The sequence below is a fragment of the Micromonospora sp. NPDC048830 genome (assembly GCF_043198215.1).
Classification (GTDB): domain Bacteria; phylum Actinomycetota; class Actinomycetes; order Mycobacteriales; family Micromonosporaceae; genus Micromonospora.
In genome coordinates this window covers 168,637-190,149 of sequence record NZ_JBICUP010000001.1, presented here as the reverse complement: position 1 = coordinate 190,149, position 21,513 = coordinate 168,637, and the positions used below count along the sequence as shown (strand labels likewise).

The window sequence follows — 21,513 nt, the reverse complement described above, 5'->3', positions numbered from 1 at the left end:
GCGCACGGTAACAGCGGCGGGCGGGGAACATCAACCGCCGACGCACTGGCGCCCTTGTCGGTATCAGCGAAAACCGTCCCGTCGGTCGTGCTCAGGGCACCTGTGTCACTCTCTTGCCCCCGGCCGCGGCAACGCGCCGCGCACCCGCCGTCCAGGTGTTTGACGGTCATTGCGCCCCTGCGTAGGCTGGAGCGGCTGCTCTGCCGCCCTCTGCTAGGGTGGTGTGTGCTTGCTGTCCGCGTGGCATTCTCCCGCATCGCCGGGATTCGCGCTGCCGGGCAGCACCGATCGGAGGCCACCGCCGAGGTGGCCTGGACCACCACACGATCCCGGCGGTCCCGCGCCCGGGGCGTACGAAAACGGAGAGCCTGACGTGAGCAAGCGCACCTACCAGCCGAACAACCGCCGGCGCGCGAAGACCCACGGTTTCCGGCTGCGCATGCGCACCCGTGCCGGCCGTGCCATCATCGCGACCCGCCGCGCCAAGGGCCGCACCCGCCTGTCGGCCTGAGGCTGACCGGGTCCGGTCCGGGGGGACGTGGGCAGTCGTGCTGGCGGCCGCGCAACGACTGCGGCGCAGCAGCGACTTCGCCGCAGCGGTTCGGGGTGGGCGGCGCGTGGGCCGAGGCTCCGTCGTAGTCCACCTGACTCTCCCCGCGTCCGGTCCCACGGCGGACAGGACGCCTGAGCCGGCGCGGATCGCCGGTGCGGAGGAGGCCTTCGCACCGGCCCGCGCCGGCTTCGTCGTGTCCAAGGCCGTCGGCCCCGCCGTCGTCCGCAACGTGGTCCGGCGTCGACTCCGGCACCTGGTCCGCGAGCGGCTGTCGGCCCTGCCCCCGGGCAGCACCCTGGTCGTACGCGCGCTGCCGCCTGCGGCCGAGGCGTCGTACGCGCGGCTGGGTGCCGACCTCGACGCGGCGCTCGCCGCAGCCCGGGCGCCCAAGGGGCGGCGATCCCGGTGAGCAGCGGCTCCGCCGCGTCGCGGCCCACGAGCCTGGGTGCCCGGGTGCTGATCGGGCCCATCGTCGCGTACCGTCGTTGGATAAGCCCGGCACTGCCGGCCCGCTGTCGGTTCTACCCGTCGTGCAGTGCGTACGCCCTTGAGGCGGTGGTGCGGCACGGCGCCATCCGGGGAGCCGGCCTGACGGTCTGGCGGTTGCTGCGGTGCCACCCCTTTCACCCAGGTGGACACGACCCGGTGCCCGAGCCGGGCGCCCGCCGCCGCGCCGATGTGACTGGAGCCTGAGAATTGAGTCTCGACTGGATCTACTTCGCGATCTCGTGGATCCTGCTGACCTGGCACTCGGCTTGGGATGCCATCGGGGTGTCCGCTGACGCGGTGATCGGGACGAACTGGTCCTGGATCCTGGCCATCATCTTCCTGGTGGTCACCGTCCGGGTGATCCTCTTCCCGGTCTTCGTCAAGCAGATCAAGTCCCAGCGGGCCATGCAGGCGCTCCAGCCGAAGGTCAAGGAGCTCCAGGAGAAGCACAAGGGTGACCGGGAGACGCTCCAGAAGGAGATGATGGAGCTCTACCGGAAGGAAAAGGCCAACCCGCTGATGGGCTGCCTTCCGATGTTCCTCCAGATCCCGGTCTTCCTCGGCCTCTTCCACGTGCTGCGCCGCCTCGACCCGTTCAAGGCGGAGGACAAGAAGACCCTGTACGGCTGGGCCGTCGCGCAGTTCGACAGCGCCTCCCACGCGAAGCTGTTCACCGCCCCGATCGCCGGCAAGTTCGGCTCGACCGCCGAGGAACTGGCCCGCCTCGGCGCCAACGGCACCACCGTGAAGGTGATCGCCGGAATCCTGGTCCTGGTGATGATGGGCACCACCTACCTCACCAGCCGCCAGATGATCCTCAAGACCGGCTGGGCCGAGGACCCGCAGCAGCGGATGGTGCAGCGCCTGATGCTCTACGGCATCCCGCTGTCGCTGCTCGTCTCCGGCGCGATCTTCCCGATCGGTGTGATCATCTACTGGGTCACGAACAACCTCTTCACGCTCGGGCAGCAGCAGTGGGTGTTGCGCAAGTACCCGCCGCTGGTGACCACGCCCGCCAAGGGCGCCGGCGCGGGCCGCGGTCCGGTTCAGCCGGCCAAGAGCGGCGGTCTGTTCGGCCGCAAGGCCGCCCCGGCGCCGGCCAAGCAGGCCCCCGCCACCGCACCGAAGGTTGCCGCCCCGAAGCCGGGCGCCAAGCCGGTCAACCCGAAGAAGGGTCGCCCGGCCAAGCGCCAGGGCTGAACTCGTTCCCCGTCCGCCGCCGGCCCGACCGGCGGCGGGCGGAACGGCCTCTGGCAGCCGCCCCATCCGTCGGGCAGGCACCGGGCCGGAACCGCCGCGCCCAGCGCGGTCACGGGCGAAACTGCCCGTACAGACGTGCCCGTGGGCACCGGCGATTCCTCGCCAGCCCCGGGAAACCAGCGGACCCGACGGTCCGGCCGAGCGAGTACGGAGATGAGACCGTGACCGAGACCAGCATTCCCAGCGCTGACCAGTCCGTGGACGAGGAGCCCAACCCGATCGCGGCCACCGAGGACATCGAGGCCGACGAGGTCGAGGCCGGCGGGGGCACGCCGGAGAAGAAGGTGCCGGCCGAGAGCGAGCTGTTCCGACAGAGCGAGATCGCGGCCGACTACGTGGAGGGACTGCTCGACATCCTCGACTACGACGGCGACATCGACGAGTTGGTGTCCGGCGGCCGCCCGGTGGTCGAGGTGGTTGGCGGTCGGCTCCAGAACCTCGTCGGCCAGCGCGGTGCGACCCTTGAGGCGCTCCAGGAGCTGGCCCGGTTGGCGGTGTTCCGGCAGACCGGCACCCCGAGCCGCCTGCTGCTCGACGTCGGTGGATACCGGGCCAACCGCCGCAAGGAGCTCGCGGCCGTTGCCAAGAACGCCGTGGAGAAGGTCAAGGAGTACGGCGAGCCGGTGCGGCTGGAGCCGATGTCCGCGTTCGAGCGCAAGTGCGTCCACGACGTGGTGAACGCGATGAGCGGCGTCGAGAGCGAGTCCGAGGGCGTTGAGCCGAACCGGCGCATCGTCGTCCGGCCGGTGGCGGACTGACCGGGTGAACCGCGACGACAGCACGGCTGGTGCCGTCTCCGGCCCGGGTGGCATGCCGCCCGGGCCGTCGCCTGTCCGGGCCGAGCGGTCCGGACAAGCCCCGGATCCCACCGTGGCCGCGCTCCCACCCGAACTGGCCGGGGCGGCCCGTACGCTCTTCGGCGACCGGCTCGACCTGGCCGCCGCGTACGCGGAACTCCTCGCCACCGACGGAGTGGTCCGCGGCCTGATCGGCCCCCGGGAGGCCCCCCGGATCTGGGACCGGCACCTGCTCAACTGCGCCGCCGTGGCGGAGCGGATTCCCGAGGGCTCCACCGTCCTCGACGTGGGCTCGGGCGCCGGCCTGCCGGGCCTGGTGCTCGCCATCGCGCGCCCCGACCTGACCGTGACGCTCGTCGAGCCGTTGGCCCGGCGTACCTCGTTCCTCGTCGAGGCGGTGGAGGGCCTGGGCCTGACGAAGACGGTCCGGGTGTTCCGGGGCCGCGCCGAGGAGGCGGCGACCGGGTCCACCGGGACGGGGCCACTGAGCGGGGGCATCGTCACCGCCCGGGCGGTCGCCCCGCTCGACCGGCTTGCCGCCTGGTGCCTGCCGCTGGCGGTGCCCGGCGGGCGCCTGGTGGCCATGAAGGGTGCCTCCGCCGCCGACGAGGTGGCCGAGCACGCCGAGGCGGTGGCCGGACTGGGTGGCGGCGAGCCCAGCGTGCACCGCTGCGGCGTCGGCGTGATCGATCCGCCGGCGACGGTCGTGGAGATCGTTCGGGAGCGGATCGTCGCCCCGCCACGCGCCCGGTCGGCATCGAAGCGCTCACGCGGCGGCCGGCGCCGCTGAATTTTCAGACCCTTTGGTCTCCGCCGGCCTTCCGCCGCAGGTCGGGCCGTTGGTCGACGCGGAGGCACCCGGAGGCGCCGCAACCCGACGTGGACCGGCCGCGCCTGTCCACCGTAGGCTGACCGCGCGCCGATAGTGTGGAGCGGGCGGCATCTGGTCCCCACCGGTTCCCGGCTGTTCCCGCCGGGCCGTAGGCTCCGTGGTGCGAGCGAGCGTGGCCAGGACGACGGGATGCGGACCGACCATCCGGAGCGGGCAGGGATGACAGGTGCATGACGACGGCAGGTACGACGATCCACGGGTGACCGGTCCCGGAGGGCACTCCGCAGCCGGCCCCGTTTCACGTGAAACCGGCCGCTACGGCTGGTCGACCCGTCCCCGAAGCGCGGGTTCACGCGCGGCCGACTGCGACCCGGTCGTCCATCGCGAGTTGCCCTCGGCCGCTTCGGGGGCCGCCGACTCCTCTTGGGCGGACGATTCCTCCGGGCCGCTCTACGGCGGTCCGGGCGGCTCTGCCCACCCGGCAGGCGAGCGGCTGGATCCGGCGCACCGCGAAGCCGTCCGCTATGAGGCGTCCCGGTCGGCCGCGTCGGCGCTGCCGCAGCAACCGACGCCGTACGCGGTGCCCGACGCGACGCCGGAGGGCGCTGTCGTCCCCGACACGCCGCCCGTCGGCTCCTACGGCGCCGATCCCGAGGATGCCGCGTACGTTTCACGTGAAACTCCGACGCGCGAAGAGGATGACCCACCGTTGGCTATGGAGGCTATGCGCGCCGTGCAGATCCTTAACCCCAGTGGCGAGGTGACAATGCCCCGTCCCGAACGGACCCGGGTGATGTGCGTCGCCAACCAGAAGGGCGGCGTGGGTAAGACCACGACCACGGTGAACCTGGCGGTGGCGCTCGCCCTGCACGGTAACCGGGTTCTCGTGGTCGACCTCGATCCCCAGGGCAACGCGTCGACCGGGCTCAACGTCCCGCACCACACCGGGGTGCCGGACGTCTACGACTGCCTGATCAACGCCGTGCCGCTCGAGGAGGTGGCCCAGGGCGTCGAGGGCATCCCCAACCTGTGGTGTGTACCGGCGACGATCGACCTGGCCGGCGCCGAGATCGAGCTGGTGTCGGTGGTGGCGCGGGAGTCGCGCCTGTCTCGGGCCATCGCCGCCTACCCCGGCCAATTCGACTACGTCTTCATCGACTGCCCGCCGTCGCTCGGCCTGCTGACCGTCAACGCGTTGGTCGCCGCGCAGGAGGTGCTGATCCCGATCCAGTGCGAGTACTACGCGCTGGAGGGGCTGAACCAGCTCATCAACAACATCAACCTGGTTCGCCAGCACCTCAACCCGAGGCTCGAGGTCTCCACCATCCTGCTCACGATGTACGACCGGCGTACCAGGCTGGCGGACGCGGTGGAGCAGGACGTCCGAAACCACTTCGGCGACAAGGTGCTCCAGGCGGTCATTCCGCGGAACGTCCGCGTCTCCGAGGCGCCGAGCTACGGCCAGTCGGTGGTGACCTACGATCCCGGTTCGCGGGGGGCGACGAGCTACTTCGAGGCTGCCCAGGAGATCGCCGAGCGTGGCGTCAAGGAGAACCGGTGAACCGGAATGCGTAGTGCCGACGAGTCGCTGGGAGGCGTCGTATGAAGAACCGTCCTCGGGGCGGTCTGGGTAAGGGGCTCGGGGCGCTGATCCCCACCGGGCCGGTCCAACCCACCGGAACGATGACGGCGACGCCCGATGTCGTCGGCGGGGCCCCAGCCCCGGTTGCTGAGGCGGCGGTGGGCGCCCAGGCACCCGTCGCGGAACCCGAGCCTCAGCTCAGTCCGGTGCCGGGCGCCCGGTTCGCCGAGATCCCGGTCGACGCGATCCTGCCGAACCCGAAGCAGCCCCGGCAGGTCTTCGACGAAGAAGCCCTGGAGGAGTTGAAGGTCTCCATCCAGGAGGTCGGCTTCCTCCAGCCGATCGTCGTACGCACGCTCGACGCCGACAAGTACGAGCTCGTCATGGGCGAGCGCCGGTGGCGGGCGGCCCAGGCGGTTGGCCGGGAGAGCATTCCTGCCATCGTCCGGGACACCCGGGACGACGCGATGCTCCGGGACGCGCTGCTGGAGAACATCCACCGGGCGAACCTCAACCCGCTGGAGGAGGCTGCCGCGTACCAGCAACTCCTGGAGGAGTTCGGCGCGACGCACGAGGAACTGGCCAGGCGGATCGGCCGGAGCCGCCCGCAGATTTCCAACACGATCCGGCTGCTGAACCTGCCCGCCCAGGTCCAGCGCCGGGTGGCCGCCGGGGTGCTCTCCGCCGGTCACGCCCGCGCGCTGCTGAGCCTGGACGAGGCAGAGGCACAGGAACAGTTGGCGGCCCGGATCGTCGCCGAGGGACTGTCCGTACGGGCGACCGAGGAGATCGTCGCGCTCGCGCTTGCCGACGGCCCGGCCAAGACCCCGCCCGGGAAGCGCCGTCCCAAGCCGCAGGCCCCGGCCCTCAGCGATCTGGCGGACCGGCTTTCCGACCGCTTCGACACCCGCGTGAAGGTCGACATCGGCCAGCGCAAGGGCAAGATCACCATCGAGTTCGCCACGGTCGACGACCTGGAGCGGATTGTCGGCATCATCGGCGTCGGCCAGGAGGAGCAGCCGCCCGAGACGTGATCCGCCGACTGTCCGCCACTTCTGCCGGCCGCGCCGTCCGAGAGGACGCCGCGGCCGGTTGCGTCTGTGGCCCAGCGACGCGGCGGGCTGGCGGGCGGACGCCCACACCAGCAGTCAACGGCGCGCAGATCGTTCATCGGAGCACTCAGTTCTGTCGCGGCTGCTTCGCTGGCCCCGACTGTGGTCGACGAGGCGCCGCGCTGCAAGGCGGTCGCCCCGGGTCCTGGTGCGGTTTGTGGACGAGAAGAGTCCGGAGTCCCCTATGCCGATAGTCGGGTTCCTCCGTGGCTACGACCACTACGGCGAACCCCTGCGCGGGCTCGGGAGGATGAACGATGGCCCCATCGGACCGCTCGGTGCGAGCTCGCGGCTTGATCGGGAGCGGCCCTCGCGGCTTGGCGGGAAGCGGTACACGTGTACGCGATCCGCAGGAGTCGACCGAAGGCCCGTTTCACGTGAAACGGAAGCCGCGTACGGCGCCGGGACGCAGCGGGTGGCGGACCGGCGCTCGGCGCCGACGCGCGCATTAGCCTGGCGGCTTCCCCGTCGGCGCTGCTATCAGCGAGCGGCCGGCCCCGGCGGGTGCCGGGTGCTTGCCGGCCTCGCCGGAAGAAGGGACCGGTGCGGGTGGCGTCGGCGCGGGAGGGGGCCATCGCTGGCGCGGTGAGGTTTGCGGCGGGGCGGCGTGACCGGATCGGTCCGGGGAGCTCAAAGCAGGCCGTTTCCCGACTCGCTATCCTGCGGGTGCCCCCCGGTGTCTGGTCCAGCGGCAGCGGCACGGAGGCCCGCGTAGAGGCTCGTTGCCTCCGCCATCGTCCCGGAAGCGGTTCCCGAGCCGTACGGGGCCCTACGGAGCCGTGGGAGGCCCTGCCGGGCCCCTACGGAGCCGTGCTGGGTCTGCCGGCTCGCGCGGGCCCCCGTCGGCTCGTGTGGCCCCGTCGGCTCGTGCGGATGCCGCGCGGGTCAGACAGGGGCCTGGCCGTACGGGGCTCTGCGAGACCGTACGAGGTGAAGACGTGCCGGTGTGACGGGTGCTTGCCTTGACCGAGGACTGTCAGGACTACTGCCGGGCTCCTGATGCCGAGCAGATGTTGAGCAACCTCTCACGGCGCTGGTCGGCCCGCTCACAGCAGGACGCCACCTTGCCCCAGAGAGGCGGCGGTCGAGGGCTGGTCGCCCGTCCGACGTCGTCGTCACCGGGCTCGGCGCAACCACCCCGCTGGTGCGTCGAGCGCCCGCCCGTATCTGGCGCAGAGGGTGACGCATCATTCGGTATTGAGCCTGACCCGCCCCTGCCCACGGCACGCGTTCAACCGCCCAGAAAGCCGCCCGTGCGACCCGAGTCGAGCAGGCTACGCGCCGGCCTCACCGTCGACGCACAGACCTGCCGTCGGCGCTGAGCGTCGGGGCTGGGCAGGCCCGCCCCAGAGGGGGAGCCGCCCGACTGAGGCGGGCATGGCCGCCAAGCAAGGCGAGACTGGCTTGGCCCGCATCCCGGCCAGGTGGCCCGACGGTCTCCGGGGGAACCCGCACGAAGTCGGCCCCCCGTTCAATGGCCTCTGCCGGTTTCACGTGAAACGGCGCTTGACGGCCGCGTGGCGAGCAAGCGGAGGGTCACAACGCCCACGGCATTCCAGCGGTTACCGACGAAGCTCGAACCGCCCTCACCGCGACTGGATCACCTGTCGTGAGTGCCGGTACGAGGGAGCGGGCGTGGGGCGCCCCCGGCCTGTGCACAACGTTCGCCCCACCGCTCGTCGTTATCCACAGCTGTTGTCCACAGGCCCGCTCCGTTTCACGTGAAACGCGGTGTGAAAACCCGCGTCAGCCTGTGGATGGAGCCGCCTACAGCTTCCCTCCGACGCCTGTGGATAACGTGTGGACGACGGCGGTCAGCGCCCGGATCAGCGCCCGACTGCGGCGTGAAACTGGCGTGGTGGAGTAGGCAGCGGTGGACGAATCAGGTAGGGACAGCGGTGGTCCGCTCGGTTAGGGTCAGCGTCGTGCAGGACACCCCTCCCTCAGTCCCCGACTTCACCTCCTGGCCCTCCTTCCCCTTCGAGGGCGATCTCCGCGTCAAGCAACTCGACGATCCGGTCCCGGTGGAACCTCCGCGCAAGGGCGAGGAGGACCGGGAATGCACCGCGTGCACCGCGCCCGACGAGGCGTACATCTGGGTGGGCGAGCGGTGGCGGGTCCGCGCCATGGACCGGCCGACCGGGCTGCCAATGGTGCTGATCCTGGAGTCCCGCTCCCACCTCGACCTCGGTGATCTGCCCAACCTCCTGGCCGCGGAACTCGGGGTGATGACGGTCCGCCTGGAGCGGGCCATCCGCTCCCTGGACGGCGTCGCCCGGGTCCACGTGAACCGCTGGGGCGACGGGTCGGCGCACCTGCACCTGTGGTTCCTCGCCCGCCCGTATGGGCGGCTTCAACTGCGCGGGACGTTCCTGTCGCTGTGGGACTCGATCCTCCCGCCGATCTCCGAGGCACAGTGGCGGGAGAACCTGGCCCTGGTGGCTGCCTGGCTGGCCGAGTTCGGCGGCCGACCGCTGGCCGAGCCGCCCCGGATCCAGTGGCAGGCACCCTCCAGCCTGTCCGCTCCGCCGCCCGGCGCCGAGAACGGTGCTGGTGCCGAGAACGGTGCTGGCGCCGAGAACGGTGCTGGCGCCGAGAACGGTGCTGGCGCGGAGGAGACCATCGGGGTCATCGAGGCGGCCGGGGAGATCGCGGAACCGGTCGACGAGGAGGTGCCCGTCGACCGGTAAGCCGGCGTTGACCGGTGAGCCCGCGTTGACCGGCTGAGCGTGTCCGCCCGCCGGAAGTCAGACTCGGCGGGCGGCGGCCCGGGTCACCAGCGACCCGAGGACCCGGCCGAAGTCCAGGCCGGCGGCCTGGACCGCGAGCGGCAGCAGGGAGGTCTCGGTCATTCCCGGGGACACGTTGACCTCCAGCACGTGCGGCTGGCCATCCGCGTCGACGATCAAATCCACCCGGGAGAGGTCCCGTAGCCCGAGCGCGGTGTGCGCGGCAACGGCCACGTCGGCCACCTTGCTCGCCACCTCCGGGTCGAGCCGGGCCGGGGCGTGCCAGGTGGTCCGGCCGGCCGTGTACCGGGCCGCGTAGTCGTACACGCCGTTGCGGGGAACGATCTCCACGGCGGGCAGGGCCTGCGGCCCGGCCCCGAGGTCGACCACCGAGACCGCGACGTCCATGCCGGGAACGTACCGCTCGACCAGCGCCGTCGAGTCGTACCCGAAGCAGCCGACCATCGCGGCGGGAAGCGCGGCCGCGTCCCGGACCACCGCGGCGCCCAGCCCGGAGCCGCCCTGCGCCGGCTTCACCATCAGCGGCAGCCCCAGCCGGTCGACGATCCGGTCCAGCACGGCCACCGCGCCCAGCTCCGAGAAACGGTCGTGCGGCAGGGCCACCCAGTCCGGCGTGGGGATGCCGGCCTCGCGGAGCACCGCCTTCGCGGAGGGCTTGTCCCAGGCAAGGCGGGAGGCCCGGGCGTCGCAGCCGACGTACGGGACATCGCACAGGTCGAGCACTCCGCGCAGCGAGCCGTCCTCGCCGGTCGCCCCGTGCAGGGCGATGACCACCGCGTCCGGCGGGTCCGCGGCCAGCGCCGGCAGCAGGGCGACATCGGCGTCCCGTAGCACCGCGTCCATCCCTACGGCCCGGAGCGCGTCGAGTACCCGACGGCCGGACCGGAGCGAAACGTCTCGCTCGTACGACAGACCGCCGGCGAGCACCAGTACGTGCAGCTCGTCGGTCAGGGCGGGATCGGTCACGGTTCGCTCGGCAGGAGTCACGGCCATGCGGGAATCATGCCAAGTCGGGTCCCGGGGCGTCCGAGCCGGCCCGCCCAGGCCGCAGGCTGGGCAGCCCCACCGAGCCGAAGACCCGCCGCGTGGCGATGTCCTGCTCCATCACGCCGGCCAGGCGGCGCACGCCCTCACGGATCCGCTCCGGGGGCGGGAACGAGAAGTTGAGCCGCATGTGGCCGCCGCCGGCGCCGTCCGCGTAGAAGCCGGTCCCCGGCACGTACGCCACGCGGGCCGCGATGGCCCGCGGCATCATCGCCTTCGAGTCCAGCCCGTCGGGCAGGGTCGCCCAGACGAAGAGGCCGCCACCGGGCCTGGTCCAGGTGGTGCCCTCCGGCATCAGGTCCTCCAGCGCGGCGAGCAGGGCGTCGCGGCGCTCGCGGTAGACCTCCTGGTACACCTTGAGCTGCTCCCGCCACGGCATGGTCCCGAGGTAGGTGGCGACCGCCGCCTGGGCGTAGCCGCTGGGGCAGAGGATCTGCGCCTCGCTCGCGATGACCAGCTTGTCGCGGACGGCGTGCGGGGCGAGGATCCAGCCCACGCGCAAACCCGGAGCGAAGGTCTTGGAGAAGGTGCTGAGGTAGAAGACGCCGTCGCGGCGCCGGGCCCGCAGCGGCCGCGGGGCGTCTCCCTCGAAGCCCAACTGGCCGTACGGGTCGTCCTCGACCACCAGCAGACCGGCGCGCTCGCAGATGTCGAGGACCCGTTCGCGCCGTTCCTCGCTGAGCGTCACGCCCGTGGGGTTCTGGTACGTCGGGATGGTGTACAGGAACTTGACCCGCCGGCCGGCCCGCGCCAGCTCGGTGACCGCTGCCTCCAGGGCGTCGGGGATCAGCCCCTCGTCGTCCATTGGCACGTGCACCACCTGCGCCTGGGCGGCCTGGAACACCCCGAGTGCGCCGACGTAGGTCGGCCCCTCGGCGAGCACCACGTCACCCGGGTCGAGGAAGAGTCGGGCCACCAGGTCCAACGCCTGCTGCCCGCCGACGGTCACCACCACGTCCTCCGGGGACGCGCCGCAGGACGCGTCGATGCCGGAGAGCGCCATCACCTCGCAGATCCGCTCGCGCAGCTCCAGGGTGCCCTGGCCGATCCCGTACTGCAGGGTGGTGACGCCGTGCTCGGAGCCGAGCCGGCCGAGCATCTCGCCGACCGCGTCGAGCGGCAGGGCGGCGATGTAGGGCGCGCCGCCGGCGAGGGAGACCACCTCGGGCCGGCTGGCCACCGCGAACAGCGCGCGGATCTCCGAGGCGGTCATGCCCCGGACGCGGCGGGCGTACCGGTCGGTGTAGTCGTCGAGTGTCGTGCCCGTCATGACATCACCTCGATCGCGTGTCGGGCGGCTCCAGCCACCAGGGGTACCCAGGAGGCCGCAGACCATGACGACGCGCCGGCTGGGCGGCGCACTCGTTTCTTTCCGCAGGTCGACGGTCCGACTCGGGACGCTGGTTCCCGATTGTAGTCCCTGCTCCTGACCAGCGGCTCCACCCCGTGACGGACGTCCACATCCCGGACCGGAGAACCCGGCCGCCGGCTGCGCCGACCGGCGGGGCCACGGACGGCTGCGGCGCGCTTCCGGGACTGCGTTCGCGCGTCCCCTCCCGTACCGTCGGCTGGCGGCGTACGATCGCTCGTCGGGGGCACCGAGAGGCGGCGGCGTTGTTCCGCGCTGGTCTCAGCTCCGAGCCTATTGTGGGGATGCGCCAATGTCGCGACGACTGGTCAGCTTGACCCTCGACACCCTGGAAGACCTGCCCCGTCCGTGCCGGCAGTGCGTCTACTGGGAGCTTGATCCGGTTTCGGCCGACCGGGCCTGCGCCGCGGGTGACCCCGGCCTGGAGAAGGAGGCCTGGGTCTCCCAGACGCTGCTGGAGTGGGGCTCCTGCGGCAAGCTCGCCTACGTCGACGGGATGCCCGCCGGCTTCCTCATGTACGCCCCGCCGGCCTACGTGCCGCGCTCGATGGCGTTCCCGACCTCCCCCGTCTCGGCCGACGCCGCGCTGCTGATGACGGCGCACGTGGTCGCTCCCTTCGCCGGCGGCGGGCTGGGCCGGATGCTGGTCCAGGGCGTGGCCCGGGATCTCACCAAGCGGGGGATCAAGGCGATCGAGGCGTTCGGCGACGCGAAGTTCGGCGACGACGTCGAGCGGCCCGGCGCCTGTGTCGCGCCCGCCGACTACTTCCTCTCGGTGGGCTTCAAGACCGTCCGCCCGCACCCCCGCTACCCGCGCCTCCGGCTGGAGCTGCGCACGGCGCTGAGCTGGAAGTCCGACGTCGAGTACGCGCTGGAGAAGCTGCTCGGCTCGATGAGCCCGGAGACGCTGCTCAGGCCGGTCCGGCCCGCCCCGGCGACCCGGTCCACCGCCGGCTGAGCCGGCCCGGCGGGTCAGCCGGCCCGGCGGATCAGCCCCTGCTCGGCCGTACCCACCCGGTTCGCGGCGATCGCCGCGCGTAGCTCGCTGACGTCGATCGACCCGGTGGGGACGTCCCGTTCGATCGGGAAGTACATCCGCTGGACGGCGGCCACGATCGCCTCGACGACCCGGTCCCGGAACCGCGGGTCGACCAGCCGCCCCCGGTCCACCGGTGACGTCAGGTAGCCCACCTCCACCCGGACCGCCGGCATCCGGGTCAGTCGCAGCAGCTCCCAGGATTTGGCGTGGGTACGGCAGTCCCGCAGGCCCGTCCGCGCGACGATCTCCCGTTGTACCAGCCCGGCCAGTCGCTCGCCCGTCGCCGACGTCACCCCGTTGTCGGTGCCGTAGTGGTAGGTCGCCACCCCCTCCGCGGCCGGGTTGGCGTGGCCGTCGGCGTGCAGTGAGATGAACACGTCCGCGCCCAGGGAGTTGGCCAACTGCGCCCGCTCCACGTCGGGCAGGCAGCTTCCCGACGCCGGCCCCCGGGTCAGCTGCACCCGTACGCCCGCCGCGGCCAGCCGCCCCTCCAGCCGGCTGGCCAGGTCGTGCACCAGGTCCGCCTCCGTCCAGCGCAGCGGACCGTCCGGCACCACCACACCGGGGTCGGTGCCGCCGTGCCCCGGGTCGATCACGACGGTCCGCCCCACCAGGGTGGGCCCGGCCTGCCGGATGGCGTCGGACTCGCGCAGCCACTGCGGCCGGCCGCCGACGACCTTGCGCCCGAGGCGGCGCAGCGCCCCCATCGTGTGCGGGCCGCAGGAACCGTCCGGCAGGAGTCCCATCTCCCGCTGGAACTGTGCCACCGCGCGGGAGGTGCGGATGCCGTAGATGGCGTCGGCGCGGCCGACGTCGTACCCCATCTCGAGCAGGCGTTCCTGGAGCGAGCGGACGTCCTCGCCGGTCAGCGGCTCCGGTACGGCGTGGTAGAGGGTGCGCGCGCCCAGCCGCCAGCGGGCGGCGTCCAGGGCTCGCCAGGTCTCCGCGCCGACCCGGCCGTCGACGCTGAGCCCCCGGGACTGCTGGAACGCCCGGACGGCGCGTTCGATCTCGGCGTCGAACTCGTCGCCGCCTGGCTGCTGGGGTCCGGAGGTGAGCAGGTCGAGGCCGGTCAGGACGCTGCGGATTTCGGTCACCGACGGTCCCCGGTCACCGGGTCGGATCGGACGCACCCTCGACCCCCTTCCGCACGTATGCCGGCAGCCCACCCCGCGCCGCGGGAGGGGTCTGCGGTCGGACGCCCACCGGGCGCGCCGTGGCCGATCCGTCGGCCGCCCCGGGTTGAGGTTATGCGGTCCGACCCGCCCAGGTGGCGGTGTCGGGCGAGGTCGAGGCCGCAAACGCGAAACCCCGCACCATTCGGGTGCGGGGTTTCGGGTACGCGTCCGTCAGAGCGCGGACTCGATCAGCCTGACCAGCTCGCCCTTCGGCTTGGCGCCGGCGATCGACTGGACCGGCTCGCCGTTCTTGAACACGGTCAGCGTCGGCACGGACATCACCCGGTAGGCGCGGGCGGTCTCGGGGTTCTCGTCGATGTTGAGCTTGACGATGGTGACCTGGTCGCCCATCTCGCCGGCGATCTCCTCGAGCAGCGGCGAGACCTTGCGGCACGGGCCGCACCACTCGGCCCAGAAGTCGACGAGCACCGGCTTGTCGGACTTCAGCACGTCTGTGGCGAAACTGGCGTCCGTGACCGCCTTTGTCGCTCCCACTATGACCCTCCTCCGGGACTACGGTTGTCGTTCTTTCCTCGTTCGCGCGCCACGCGCCGGGCCTCAGCCCGCGATCGTGGCGATGAAGCGCTCGGCGTCCAGGGCGGCGGCGCAGCCCGTCCCGGCCGCGGTGATCGCCTGACGGTACGTGTGGTCCACCACGTCCCCGGCGGCGAACACGCCCGGGATGCTGGTCCGGGTGCTCGTTGCCTGCACCTTTACGTACCCCTCGTCGTCCACCTCCACCTGACCGCGGAAGAGTTCGCTGCGGGGGTCGTGGCCGATCGCCACGAAGACGCCGGTCACGTCGAGAACCTTGGCCTCCCCGGTGTGTACGTTGCGCAACCGTACGCCGGAGACCTTGCCGTCGGCGCCGAGGACCTCCTCGACCACCGAGTTCCACTCGACCTTGATCTTGTCGTTGCCCAGCGCCCGTTCGGCCATGATCTTGCTGGCCCGGAAGGAGTCGCGGCGGTGGATGATGGTCACCGAGTCGGCGAACCGAGTGAGGAAGCTGGCCTCCTCCATCGCCGAGTCGCCGCCGCCGACCACCACGATGTGCTGGTTGCGGAAGAAGAAGCCGTCGCAGGTCGCGCAGGACGAGACGCCGTGGCCGAGGTACTCCTGCTCGCCCGGCACGCCCAGCGGTCGCCAGGCCGAGCCGGTGGCCAGGATCACGGCCTTGGCCCGGTACTCCGTCTCGCCCACCCAGACGGTGCTGACCGCGTCCGAGCCCACCTCGCCGGTGTCCCTGAGCTCGACGCGGGTGACGTCGTCGGTGCGGAACTCGGCGCCGAACCGCTCGGCCTGCTTGCGCATGTTGTCCATCAGCTCGGGACCGAGGATGCCGTCCGCGAAGCCGGGGAAGTTTTCCACCTCGGTGGTCGTCATCAGCGCGCCGCCGGACTGAACGCCCTCGATGACCAGGGGCTTGAGGTTGGCGCGCGCGGCATAGACCGCCGCCGTGTAACCGGCCGGCCCGGAGCCGATGATGATCAGGTTGCGGACCTCGTCCACTGCCGTCTCCCGATGTGTGTGGTCGCCATCGGCACGCGCACCGATGCCGGTCGGAGAGCCGGCGCCGCACGAACGCCGGCTACATGCCTTGCAGAACGTCATCGTACGAAGTGGGGATTCCCGAGTCGGTCATCCGGTGGGTCACGTCACGTGGCGGACGTTCTCGCACCACTCCGTGTCGACCCCATCGGGCCGCTCACCCCGCTGGTCGCCCCCAGGGACGGCCACCCGGCGAACCGGGACCTCACCCTACCCGCGTGCGGTAGCGCGTGTCGGCACCGGACCCGGGTACGCCGCACTCGGGGCCGCTCACCCAGGCCCACCGCTGCATCGACGGGTCGAGGAAGCGTACGACCAGTGCCGGAGCGCCCTGGAAACGGGCGTAGTCGACCATCTCGACGGTGAGCGGGCCCGCGCCGTGCTCGACGCTGACCGCCGCGAGACAGGCCGCCAGTGCGTCCTGCCCGGCGAGCCGGTCCAGCCCCGCGGCGGCCGGGCGGCGCTTGTCCTCCTCGGCCCCCATCGGCGCCGGGCCCTGCTCCTGGCCGAACAGCTTGGTGGGCCCGGCCGCCCGCGTCGACGGGCCGCCGGCCAGCGCCTCGGGCGTCCAGTCCATGCCGCTGTGCTGCGGGGCGGCGATCGTGCGGAACGAGCCGTTGCTGTTCGCCGCCGCTCCGGGGGCCTCGCTGACGGTCGACGCGTCCTCCCGGGCACCGCTGCGGACGAACTGGTTCATCCCCAGTCCCACGGCGACGACCGAGGCCGCGGCCACGGCCACCGGGCCGGCGAGCCGCGCCCAGCGTCGCCGCCGCCGACCCGGGCCGGTGCCGGTGCCGCGCCCGGTGGTCGGGCGCGTCCCGACCGGTGCCCGCCGCGGGCCCGGCTGTGCGGGCACCGCCACCGGCGTGTCCAGCCCGGCCGGGCTGGCGGTCCCGTCCGTGCCCTCGGCCACGGGTGCGCCCATGGCACCGTCGACCATGCCCGTGTCGTCCGCCGCTGCCGGACCGGCGCCGGCCAGCGCCGCGGCGATCCGGTCGGCCACGGCCAGCGGCATCTCGGGGACCGGCCGGGCCCAGGCGGCGAGGTCGTCGGCGACCCGGGACAGGGCGGGCGCGAGCGCGGCATGGGCCTGCGCCCAGGCCGGGTCCTGCTCGACCAGTCGGGCCACGAGCGCCTCGTCCGGTGTGCCCTCCAGCGCGCCGCCGAGGTAGTCGGCGAGCAGGTCGAGGTCGACCTCCCTGAACCCCCCGGCAGTCACGATTCCTCCTGGCTGGCGTCGCGCCGGGAACGTCCCGACCCCGATCGGACGCCCGCGCTGCGCCGGGGGTTCCCCCGCGTGACGCCGGGCACGTCCCGGCCCGGTTCGGGAGCGTCGGGGGTGGAGCCCGTCCGCAGGTGACCGAGGGCCACGGCGAGGCGGGCACGCCCCCGGGCGCAGCGGCTCTTGACCGTCCCCTCGGCCACGCCGAGGATCCGGGCCACCTCGGCGACCGGGTAGCCCTGTACGTCGACCAGGACCAGCGCCGCCCGCTGCTCGACGGGCAGCTCGGCGAGGGCCTGGCGGACCACCAGGGCGGTGTCGTGGTCCTGCACCGGGGCGGCGGGCTCCACTCCGGCCACCGACGTGCCGCCCTCGGCGCCGTGCGTCCCGTCCGGCAGCGGGACGGTGGGATGCGCCTGCCGGCGGCGGATCCGGTCCAGGCAGGCGTTGACCACGATCCGGTGCAGCCAGGTGGTGACGGCCGAGTCGCCCCGGAACCGGGCTGCCGCGCGGTGGGCGGAGAGCAGCGCGTCCTGGAGTGCGTCCGCCGCCTCCTCACGGTCGCCGAGCGTCCGCAGGGCCACCGCCCAGAGCCGGTCCCGGTGCCGGTGGAACAGCTCGGTGAAGGCGTCCCGGTCGCCTGCGGCGTGGGCGCGCAGCAGCTCGGCGTCGGTCGGGGCGACATCCGGCGTCGAGGCGGTGGGTACGGCGACCGGCGCGCCGCCCGGACCGCGCGCCGGGGCGGCGGTCGTCCGCTCGCCGTGGCCGTCCATCACCACGCCCGATCGGCGTGGCGCCCCGTCCCCGGCCGCCGGTTCACGACCCCTGGACCGTGATCTCCTGGACGCCGAGCTTGTAGCCGCCCTCGCTCGGCGGTAGCTCGGTGATCCAGAGCAGCAGGTACCGGTACTTCGTGTCCGCGTCGAACCCGTCGAAGGTCATCCTCGTGCCGTCGTGCTGCTCGAAGGGCTGCCCGATCGGGGTGTTCTTGTAGCTGGCGAACAGCTGCTTGTCGCCCGCCGAGGTGGGCGGCGGGTCGATGGTGCCGGCGAAGAGCTGGGCGGAGGCCCCCGTGGCGGAGAGGACGGCCTGGACGGACTTCACGGTGTGCGGCTCGCCCAGGTCGATCCAGACCCCCATGCCGTCCTTCAGGTTGCCGAAGTTCGGCCGGGTGTAGGTGTCCGTCTCCCAGCCCTCGTCCTGGTCGCCGTCGATGACCTTCTCGGCGTCGTTCAGCTCGTTCCGCTGCCTGCTGTCCGGGTCGACGATCCGTACCTCGCTGACGTTCAGCTTGCGCGGCTCGGCCGGGGCCGGGGCCTCGGTGGCGGGGGCGCTGGTCGCCGGCCTGGCGACGGGCTCGGTCTGGGGCCCCTTGTCGTCCCCGCCCAGGGCGCTGATCCCGATGAGCAGGCCGACCAGCGCGACCGCCAGCAGGCCGGCGATTCCGATCGCCACCTTCCGCCCGCCGACCGACGCCAGCGGCGACGGCTCCTCGCCGGTCTCGGCGGCGAACTGCAGCGGGCCGGTCGGCTCCAGGTACTGGTCGTCCTCGACGGGAATGTCGAGCCGGGCCAGCTCGGCCGCGAGCACGTCCGACGACGGCGGGGCGATCCCCGCGTCGAGCAGGTCCATGGCGAGGTCGTCGAGGTAGGCCGGCACGCCGGCGCGGACCTGGCGGGGAGCGGCGATGGTGCCGCTGCCGTCCCGCACGGCGTCCGGGATCGCGGCGCGGCCGTGCCCGGCCCTGGCGCCGTGCAGCGGGGCCTCGGCGTGCGGCCAGTGCCCGGTCAGGGCGAAGTAGAGGACGCCGCCGATCGCGCGGACGTCGTTCTCCTGGCTGTCGGCCCCGTCGGTGCGCGCGTCGGCGAGGACCACCCGGCCCTCATCGCTGATCATGACCGTGCCGGGGTGGACGTTGCCGTGCACCATCCCCGTGGCGTGCACGGCAGCCAGTGCGCTCGCCACGGCGTTGCCGATCGCGGTCGCCCGGCCCGGGTCGAGCGGGCCGTCGGCGACCAGTTCCCGCAGGGAGCGGCCGTCGACCCACTCGCGGACGACGTACGCCCGCTCGCCCTCGTCGATCGCGTCGTAGACGCCGACCAGGTTGGGGTGGATGACCCTGCTGGCGGCGACGGCCGCCTGGAGCATCTCGGTGGCGGAGTCGCCACCCGGGTAGCGCAGCACGACCGCGACGGGACGGCGCAGCACGACGTCGACCCCGCGCCAGACCAACCGGCCCGCACTGTCGTTGTTGATGTGCTCGACCAGTTCGTACCGCTCGGCGAGGATCTCACCGGCCGTGGGAGCACCGAAGGTCATGACGGGCGGAGCGCTCTCCTCCGCCTCCTGACCCTCGCCGACCTGGGTCACCCGTCCTCCCTCGGTGATCGTGTCGATCGATGGACCCGCGCTGCTGGGCATGTGGCTTCCCGCTCTGCCTCTTTGGGAACCGGCCGACGGTGTCGACGCGAGCGTCGGATCAGCCGTATCCGTCGAGAGCGACCTTACCCGGGTTGCCCGCCTCCCCGACATGTCATCTTCCCGCCGGACCCGGCTGAGGTGCCGGGACTTGCGTCGCTCGTCCGGTTACGACCGTTGTCGGCCACGTTGCTGGCACATGTACTAGCCAATCTAGAGGTTGACCGCAAGTAGTCGTCGCAGGGGCCGCGTCGGTGTGGCGCCCCCTCGGCCGCCCCGGTGACACCGACGGGGTTCCCCCCCGAACGGCCCGCCATGCTCGGCCGTACGGCTGGTTGTCCACAGGGCCGTACGGCCGCTGAGCGGCGAATCACGGAGTTATCCACAGGTGCATCCCCAGCCCTGGTGATCCGCCGTCACGCTGCGTGCACCCCGACCGAAGCCGCGCAGCCCGGCGATGGTTCAGCGGCCCAGACGACGGCGGACCATCCCGACCACCTCGGTGATCTCGCCGATCCGCAGCACCATGGCCAGGCCCAGGTACGTCCCCCCGATCACCGCCCCGCCGACGACCAGTCGGACGGCGGCGGCCAGCCAACTCAGGTGGCCCGGGTCGCCGGGCAGCAGGTTGACCACGAGCAGGCCGACCAGGGCCGCCCCGAGCGCGGCCACGACGACCTTGCCCATGGTCCGCATGATCACGCCGAGCCCGATCCGGCCGACCCGCGGCCGCAGCAGCATGGCGGAGGCCACCGCCGCCGCGACGTACGAGATGGCGTTGCCGAGCATCATCCCCGCCGCGGCGAAGGTGGCCGAGAAGGCGAGGTACAGCCCGACCTGGAGCAGCACCCGCAGCGCCACCACCGGAATGTTGATCATTGCCGGCGTCTTGGTGTCCGGCAGCGCGTAGAACGCGAACGTGAAGAGCTGGCTGATCGCGAACGGCACCAGCCCGACCGCGGCGACCAGCAGCACGGTCGAGGTGGCCACGGCGTTCTCGCCGGTGAACGCGCCGTACCGGAAGACGACCACGGAGATCGGGCCGGCCAGCACCGCGTAGCAGACCGCGATCGGCGCCAGGACCGCGGTGACCATGCGGGTGCCCCGGGACAGGTCGGCGGTCACGTCGGCGAAGCGGCCGTCGGCGGCGGCCGCGCTCATCCGCGGCATCAGGGCGGTGATGATCGAGACGGCGATGATGCCGTGCGCCATCATCAGCAGCAGGAAGACGTTGTTGTAGATCAGGAGGCCGGCGCTGTCCTCGCCGGCCGCCCGGGTCAGCAGGTTGACCACCACGAACAGGCCGACCTGGTTGACCGCGACGTAGCAGAACATCCAGGTGCCGAGGTGGGCCAGCTCGCGCAGTCCCAGCTTGCCGAAGTCGAACCGCCACTTCCAGCGGAAGCCGACCTTACGCAGCGCCGGCAGCAGCCCGGCGGTCTGCACCGCCACGCCGAGCAGCGTGCCGCCGCCGATCAGCAGGATCCGGCCGGCGTCCATCTGGTCCGGCTGGAGGGGCTTTGCGCCGAACGTGGCGATGTAGAGCCCGCCGACGCCGATGACCACCAGGTTGTTCAGGATCGGCGCCCACATCGGCGCGGCGAAGTGACCCCGCGTGTTCAGCACGGCGGTGACCAGCGCGCTGACGCCCGTGAAGAACAGCATCGGCAGCATCAGATAGGACAGGTCGTTGACCAGTTCGACGTACGCCTTGTCCTTGCCGCTTGCGTAGATCGCGGTCAGCACCGACGCCGAGGCGGTCGCGAGCAGCGCGGCCACGGCGAGCGCGAGCACCCCGAGGGTGAGCAGCCGCTGGGCGTACGCCTCGCCGCGGTCCGGGTCGAGCTTGCGCCGCCGCACCAGCACCGGGACCAGCACGCTGGTCAGCACGCCGCCGAGCAGGAACTCGTACACCTGGTTCGGCAGGAACTGGGCGGTGGTGTAGACGTTGCCGATCAGGTTGCCGAGCGCCGCGCCGATCATCAGGTTGCGGATGAAGCCCGTACCCCGGCTGACCAGGCTGCCGATGGCCATCACCGCGCTGTTGGCGGCGGCGCTGGTCTCCGCGACCACCTCCTGCGGCGGCGCGACGGCCTCCGCGGCGGGCTGGTTCAGCGGCTCCGCCGAGATGAAGGTGGCGTCGTCGCCGGGCGGCCGACCGCCGCCCTGCGCGGCGTTCGCGCTGCGGTAGAGCCCGCCGCCCATGTCCAGCCTCCAGGGGGTACGTCGGAGCCGTGACCGGCCCGCATCCCCAGACCTTAGTCAACTCGCCGGTGCCAACCACGCCCGGCGGACCAGTTCCCGAGGCGGCCCGATA

18 protein-coding genes and 1 pseudogene are annotated in these 21,513 nt (G+C 72.4%); 10 read left to right on the top strand and 9 right to left on the bottom strand.

Annotated features, from left to right (window positions below):
* The first annotated feature begins 373 nt into the window (after positions 1-373).
* The 9 genes and pseudogenes from rpmH (at position 374) to ACGFIZ_RS00865 (ending at position 9,315) form a co-directional block, all read left to right on the top strand.
* Complete coding sequence (gene rpmH, locus ACGFIZ_RS00905) at positions 374-511, top strand: 50S ribosomal protein L34 (protein ID WP_046563087.1); 138 nt, start codon at positions 374-376, stop codon at positions 509-511.
* A 37-nt stretch (positions 512-548) separates the two neighbouring features.
* Complete coding sequence (rnpA, locus tag ACGFIZ_RS00900) at positions 549-962, top strand: ribonuclease P protein component (protein WP_393414154.1); 414 nt, start codon at positions 549-551, stop codon at positions 960-962.
* Positions 963-1,006: 44 nt separating this feature from the next.
* Positions 1,007-1,246 (top strand): membrane protein insertion efficiency factor YidD, encoded by a 240-nt coding sequence (gene yidD / locus ACGFIZ_RS00895; protein ID WP_347670861.1) that lies wholly within the window; start codon positions 1,007-1,009, stop codon positions 1,244-1,246.
* Between the two features lie 3 nt (positions 1,247-1,249).
* Positions 1,250-2,242 carry a membrane protein insertase YidC gene (gene yidC, locus ACGFIZ_RS00890; protein ID WP_393414152.1) on the top strand — a complete coding sequence of 331 codons (993 nt, stop codon included), beginning with the start codon at positions 1,250-1,252 and terminating at the stop codon, positions 2,240-2,242.
* A gap of 221 nt (positions 2,243-2,463) precedes the next feature.
* A complete protein-coding gene (locus ACGFIZ_RS00885; protein WP_393414149.1) occupies positions 2,464-3,060 on the top strand; it encodes a protein jag in 597 nt (198 codons plus the stop codon).
* 4 nt (positions 3,061-3,064) lie between these two features.
* Positions 3,065-3,889 (top strand): 16S rRNA (guanine(527)-N(7))-methyltransferase RsmG, encoded by an 825-nt coding sequence (gene rsmG / locus ACGFIZ_RS00880; protein WP_393414146.1) that lies wholly within the window; start codon positions 3,065-3,067, stop codon positions 3,887-3,889.
* A gap of 268 nt (positions 3,890-4,157) precedes the next feature.
* Positions 4,158-5,506: pseudogene (locus ACGFIZ_RS00875) on the top strand (AAA family ATPase).
* A gap of 27 nt (positions 5,507-5,533) precedes the next feature.
* Positions 5,534-6,547 carry a ParB/RepB/Spo0J family partition protein gene (locus ACGFIZ_RS00870; RefSeq protein WP_393414144.1) on the top strand — a complete coding sequence of 338 codons (1,014 nt, stop codon included), beginning with the start codon at positions 5,534-5,536 and terminating at the stop codon, positions 6,545-6,547.
* 2,003 nt (positions 6,548-8,550) lie between these two features.
* Positions 8,551-9,315, top strand: a complete 765-nt coding sequence (locus ACGFIZ_RS00865; protein WP_393414141.1) for a hypothetical protein — start codon at positions 8,551-8,553, stop codon at positions 9,313-9,315.
* A 57-nt stretch (positions 9,316-9,372) separates the two neighbouring features.
* Here ACGFIZ_RS00865 and ACGFIZ_RS00860 read toward each other — a convergent pair whose 3' ends face one another.
* Both ACGFIZ_RS00860 and ACGFIZ_RS00855 read right to left on the bottom strand, forming a co-directional pair.
* Complete coding sequence (locus ACGFIZ_RS00860; RefSeq protein ID WP_347671712.1) at positions 9,373-10,368, bottom strand: D-alanine--D-alanine ligase; 996 nt, start codon at positions 10,366-10,368, stop codon at positions 9,373-9,375.
* 7 nt (positions 10,369-10,375) lie between these two features.
* Positions 10,376-11,689 (bottom strand): PLP-dependent aminotransferase family protein, encoded by a 1,314-nt coding sequence (locus tag ACGFIZ_RS00855; protein WP_393414137.1) that lies wholly within the window; start codon positions 11,687-11,689, stop codon positions 10,376-10,378.
* A 391-nt stretch (positions 11,690-12,080) separates the two neighbouring features.
* Here ACGFIZ_RS00855 and ACGFIZ_RS00850 point away from each other — a divergent pair, with 391 nt between their 5' ends.
* Entirely contained in the window at positions 12,081-12,746 is a 666-nt protein-coding gene (locus ACGFIZ_RS00850) for a GNAT family N-acetyltransferase (protein WP_393414134.1), read from the top strand.
* Positions 12,747-12,760: 14 nt separating this feature from the next.
* On the opposite strand, the gene ACGFIZ_RS00845 is transcribed toward ACGFIZ_RS00850, so the two are convergent.
* From ACGFIZ_RS00845 to murJ, 7 genes are all read right to left on the bottom strand, one after another.
* Positions 12,761-13,960: an N-acetylmuramoyl-L-alanine amidase gene (locus tag ACGFIZ_RS00845; protein WP_393414132.1), complete on the bottom strand. Its 1,200-nt coding sequence runs from the start codon at positions 13,958-13,960 to the stop codon at positions 12,761-12,763.
* A gap of 216 nt (positions 13,961-14,176) precedes the next feature.
* The gene (trxA, locus tag ACGFIZ_RS00840) at positions 14,177-14,500 is read right to left on the bottom strand and encodes a thioredoxin (RefSeq protein ID WP_393414129.1); all 324 of its coding nucleotides are present in this window, start codon (positions 14,498-14,500) and stop codon (positions 14,177-14,179) included.
* A 63-nt stretch (positions 14,501-14,563) separates the two neighbouring features.
* Positions 14,564-15,517, bottom strand: a complete 954-nt coding sequence (gene trxB / locus ACGFIZ_RS00835; RefSeq protein WP_393414126.1) for a thioredoxin-disulfide reductase — start codon at positions 15,515-15,517, stop codon at positions 14,564-14,566.
* Between the two features lie 244 nt (positions 15,518-15,761).
* The gene (locus tag ACGFIZ_RS00830; protein ID WP_393414123.1) at positions 15,762-16,775 is read right to left on the bottom strand and encodes a hypothetical protein; all 1,014 of its coding nucleotides are present in this window, start codon (positions 16,773-16,775) and stop codon (positions 15,762-15,764) included.
* Complete coding sequence (gene sigM, locus ACGFIZ_RS00825) at positions 16,772-17,551, bottom strand: RNA polymerase sigma factor SigM (RefSeq protein ID WP_393414839.1); 780 nt, start codon at positions 17,549-17,551, stop codon at positions 16,772-16,774. Before sigM ends, ACGFIZ_RS00830 begins: the two co-directional genes overlap by 4 nt.
* Before the next feature lie 43 nt (positions 17,552-17,594).
* Entirely contained in the window at positions 17,595-19,199 is a 1,605-nt protein-coding gene (locus ACGFIZ_RS00820; protein WP_393414120.1) for a protein kinase family protein, read from the bottom strand.
* Between the two features lie 459 nt (positions 19,200-19,658).
* Positions 19,659-21,401, bottom strand: a complete 1,743-nt coding sequence (gene murJ, locus ACGFIZ_RS00815) for a murein biosynthesis integral membrane protein MurJ (RefSeq protein ID WP_393414117.1) — start codon at positions 21,399-21,401, stop codon at positions 19,659-19,661.
* Positions 21,402-21,513 lie beyond the last annotated feature (112 nt).

What these genes read in the sequence shown, in the direction of transcription:
- ACGFIZ_RS00820 (WP_393414120.1), bottom strand. Translation starts at nt 19,199, where the DNA reads ATGCCCAGCAGCGCGGGTCCATCGATCGACACGATCACCGAGGGAGGA.
- murJ (WP_393414117.1), bottom strand. Translation starts at nt 21,401, where the DNA reads ATGGGCGGCGGGCTCTACCGCAGCGCGAACGCCGCGCAGGGCGGCGGT.
- ACGFIZ_RS00860 (WP_347671712.1), bottom strand. Translation starts at nt 10,368, where the DNA reads ATGGCCGTGACTCCTGCCGAGCGAACCGTGACCGATCCCGCCCTGACC.
- ACGFIZ_RS00855 (WP_393414137.1), bottom strand. Translation starts at nt 11,689, where the DNA reads ATGACGGGCACGACACTCGACGACTACACCGACCGGTACGCCCGCCGC.
- ACGFIZ_RS00850 (WP_393414134.1), top strand. Translation starts at nt 12,081, where the DNA reads ATGTCGCGACGACTGGTCAGCTTGACCCTCGACACCCTGGAAGACCTG.
- ACGFIZ_RS00870 (WP_393414144.1), top strand. Translation starts at nt 5,534, where the DNA reads ATGAAGAACCGTCCTCGGGGCGGTCTGGGTAAGGGGCTCGGGGCGCTG.
- sigM (WP_393414839.1), bottom strand. Translation starts at nt 17,551, where the DNA reads ATGGACGGCCACGGCGAGCGGACGACCGCCGCCCCGGCGCGCGGTCCG.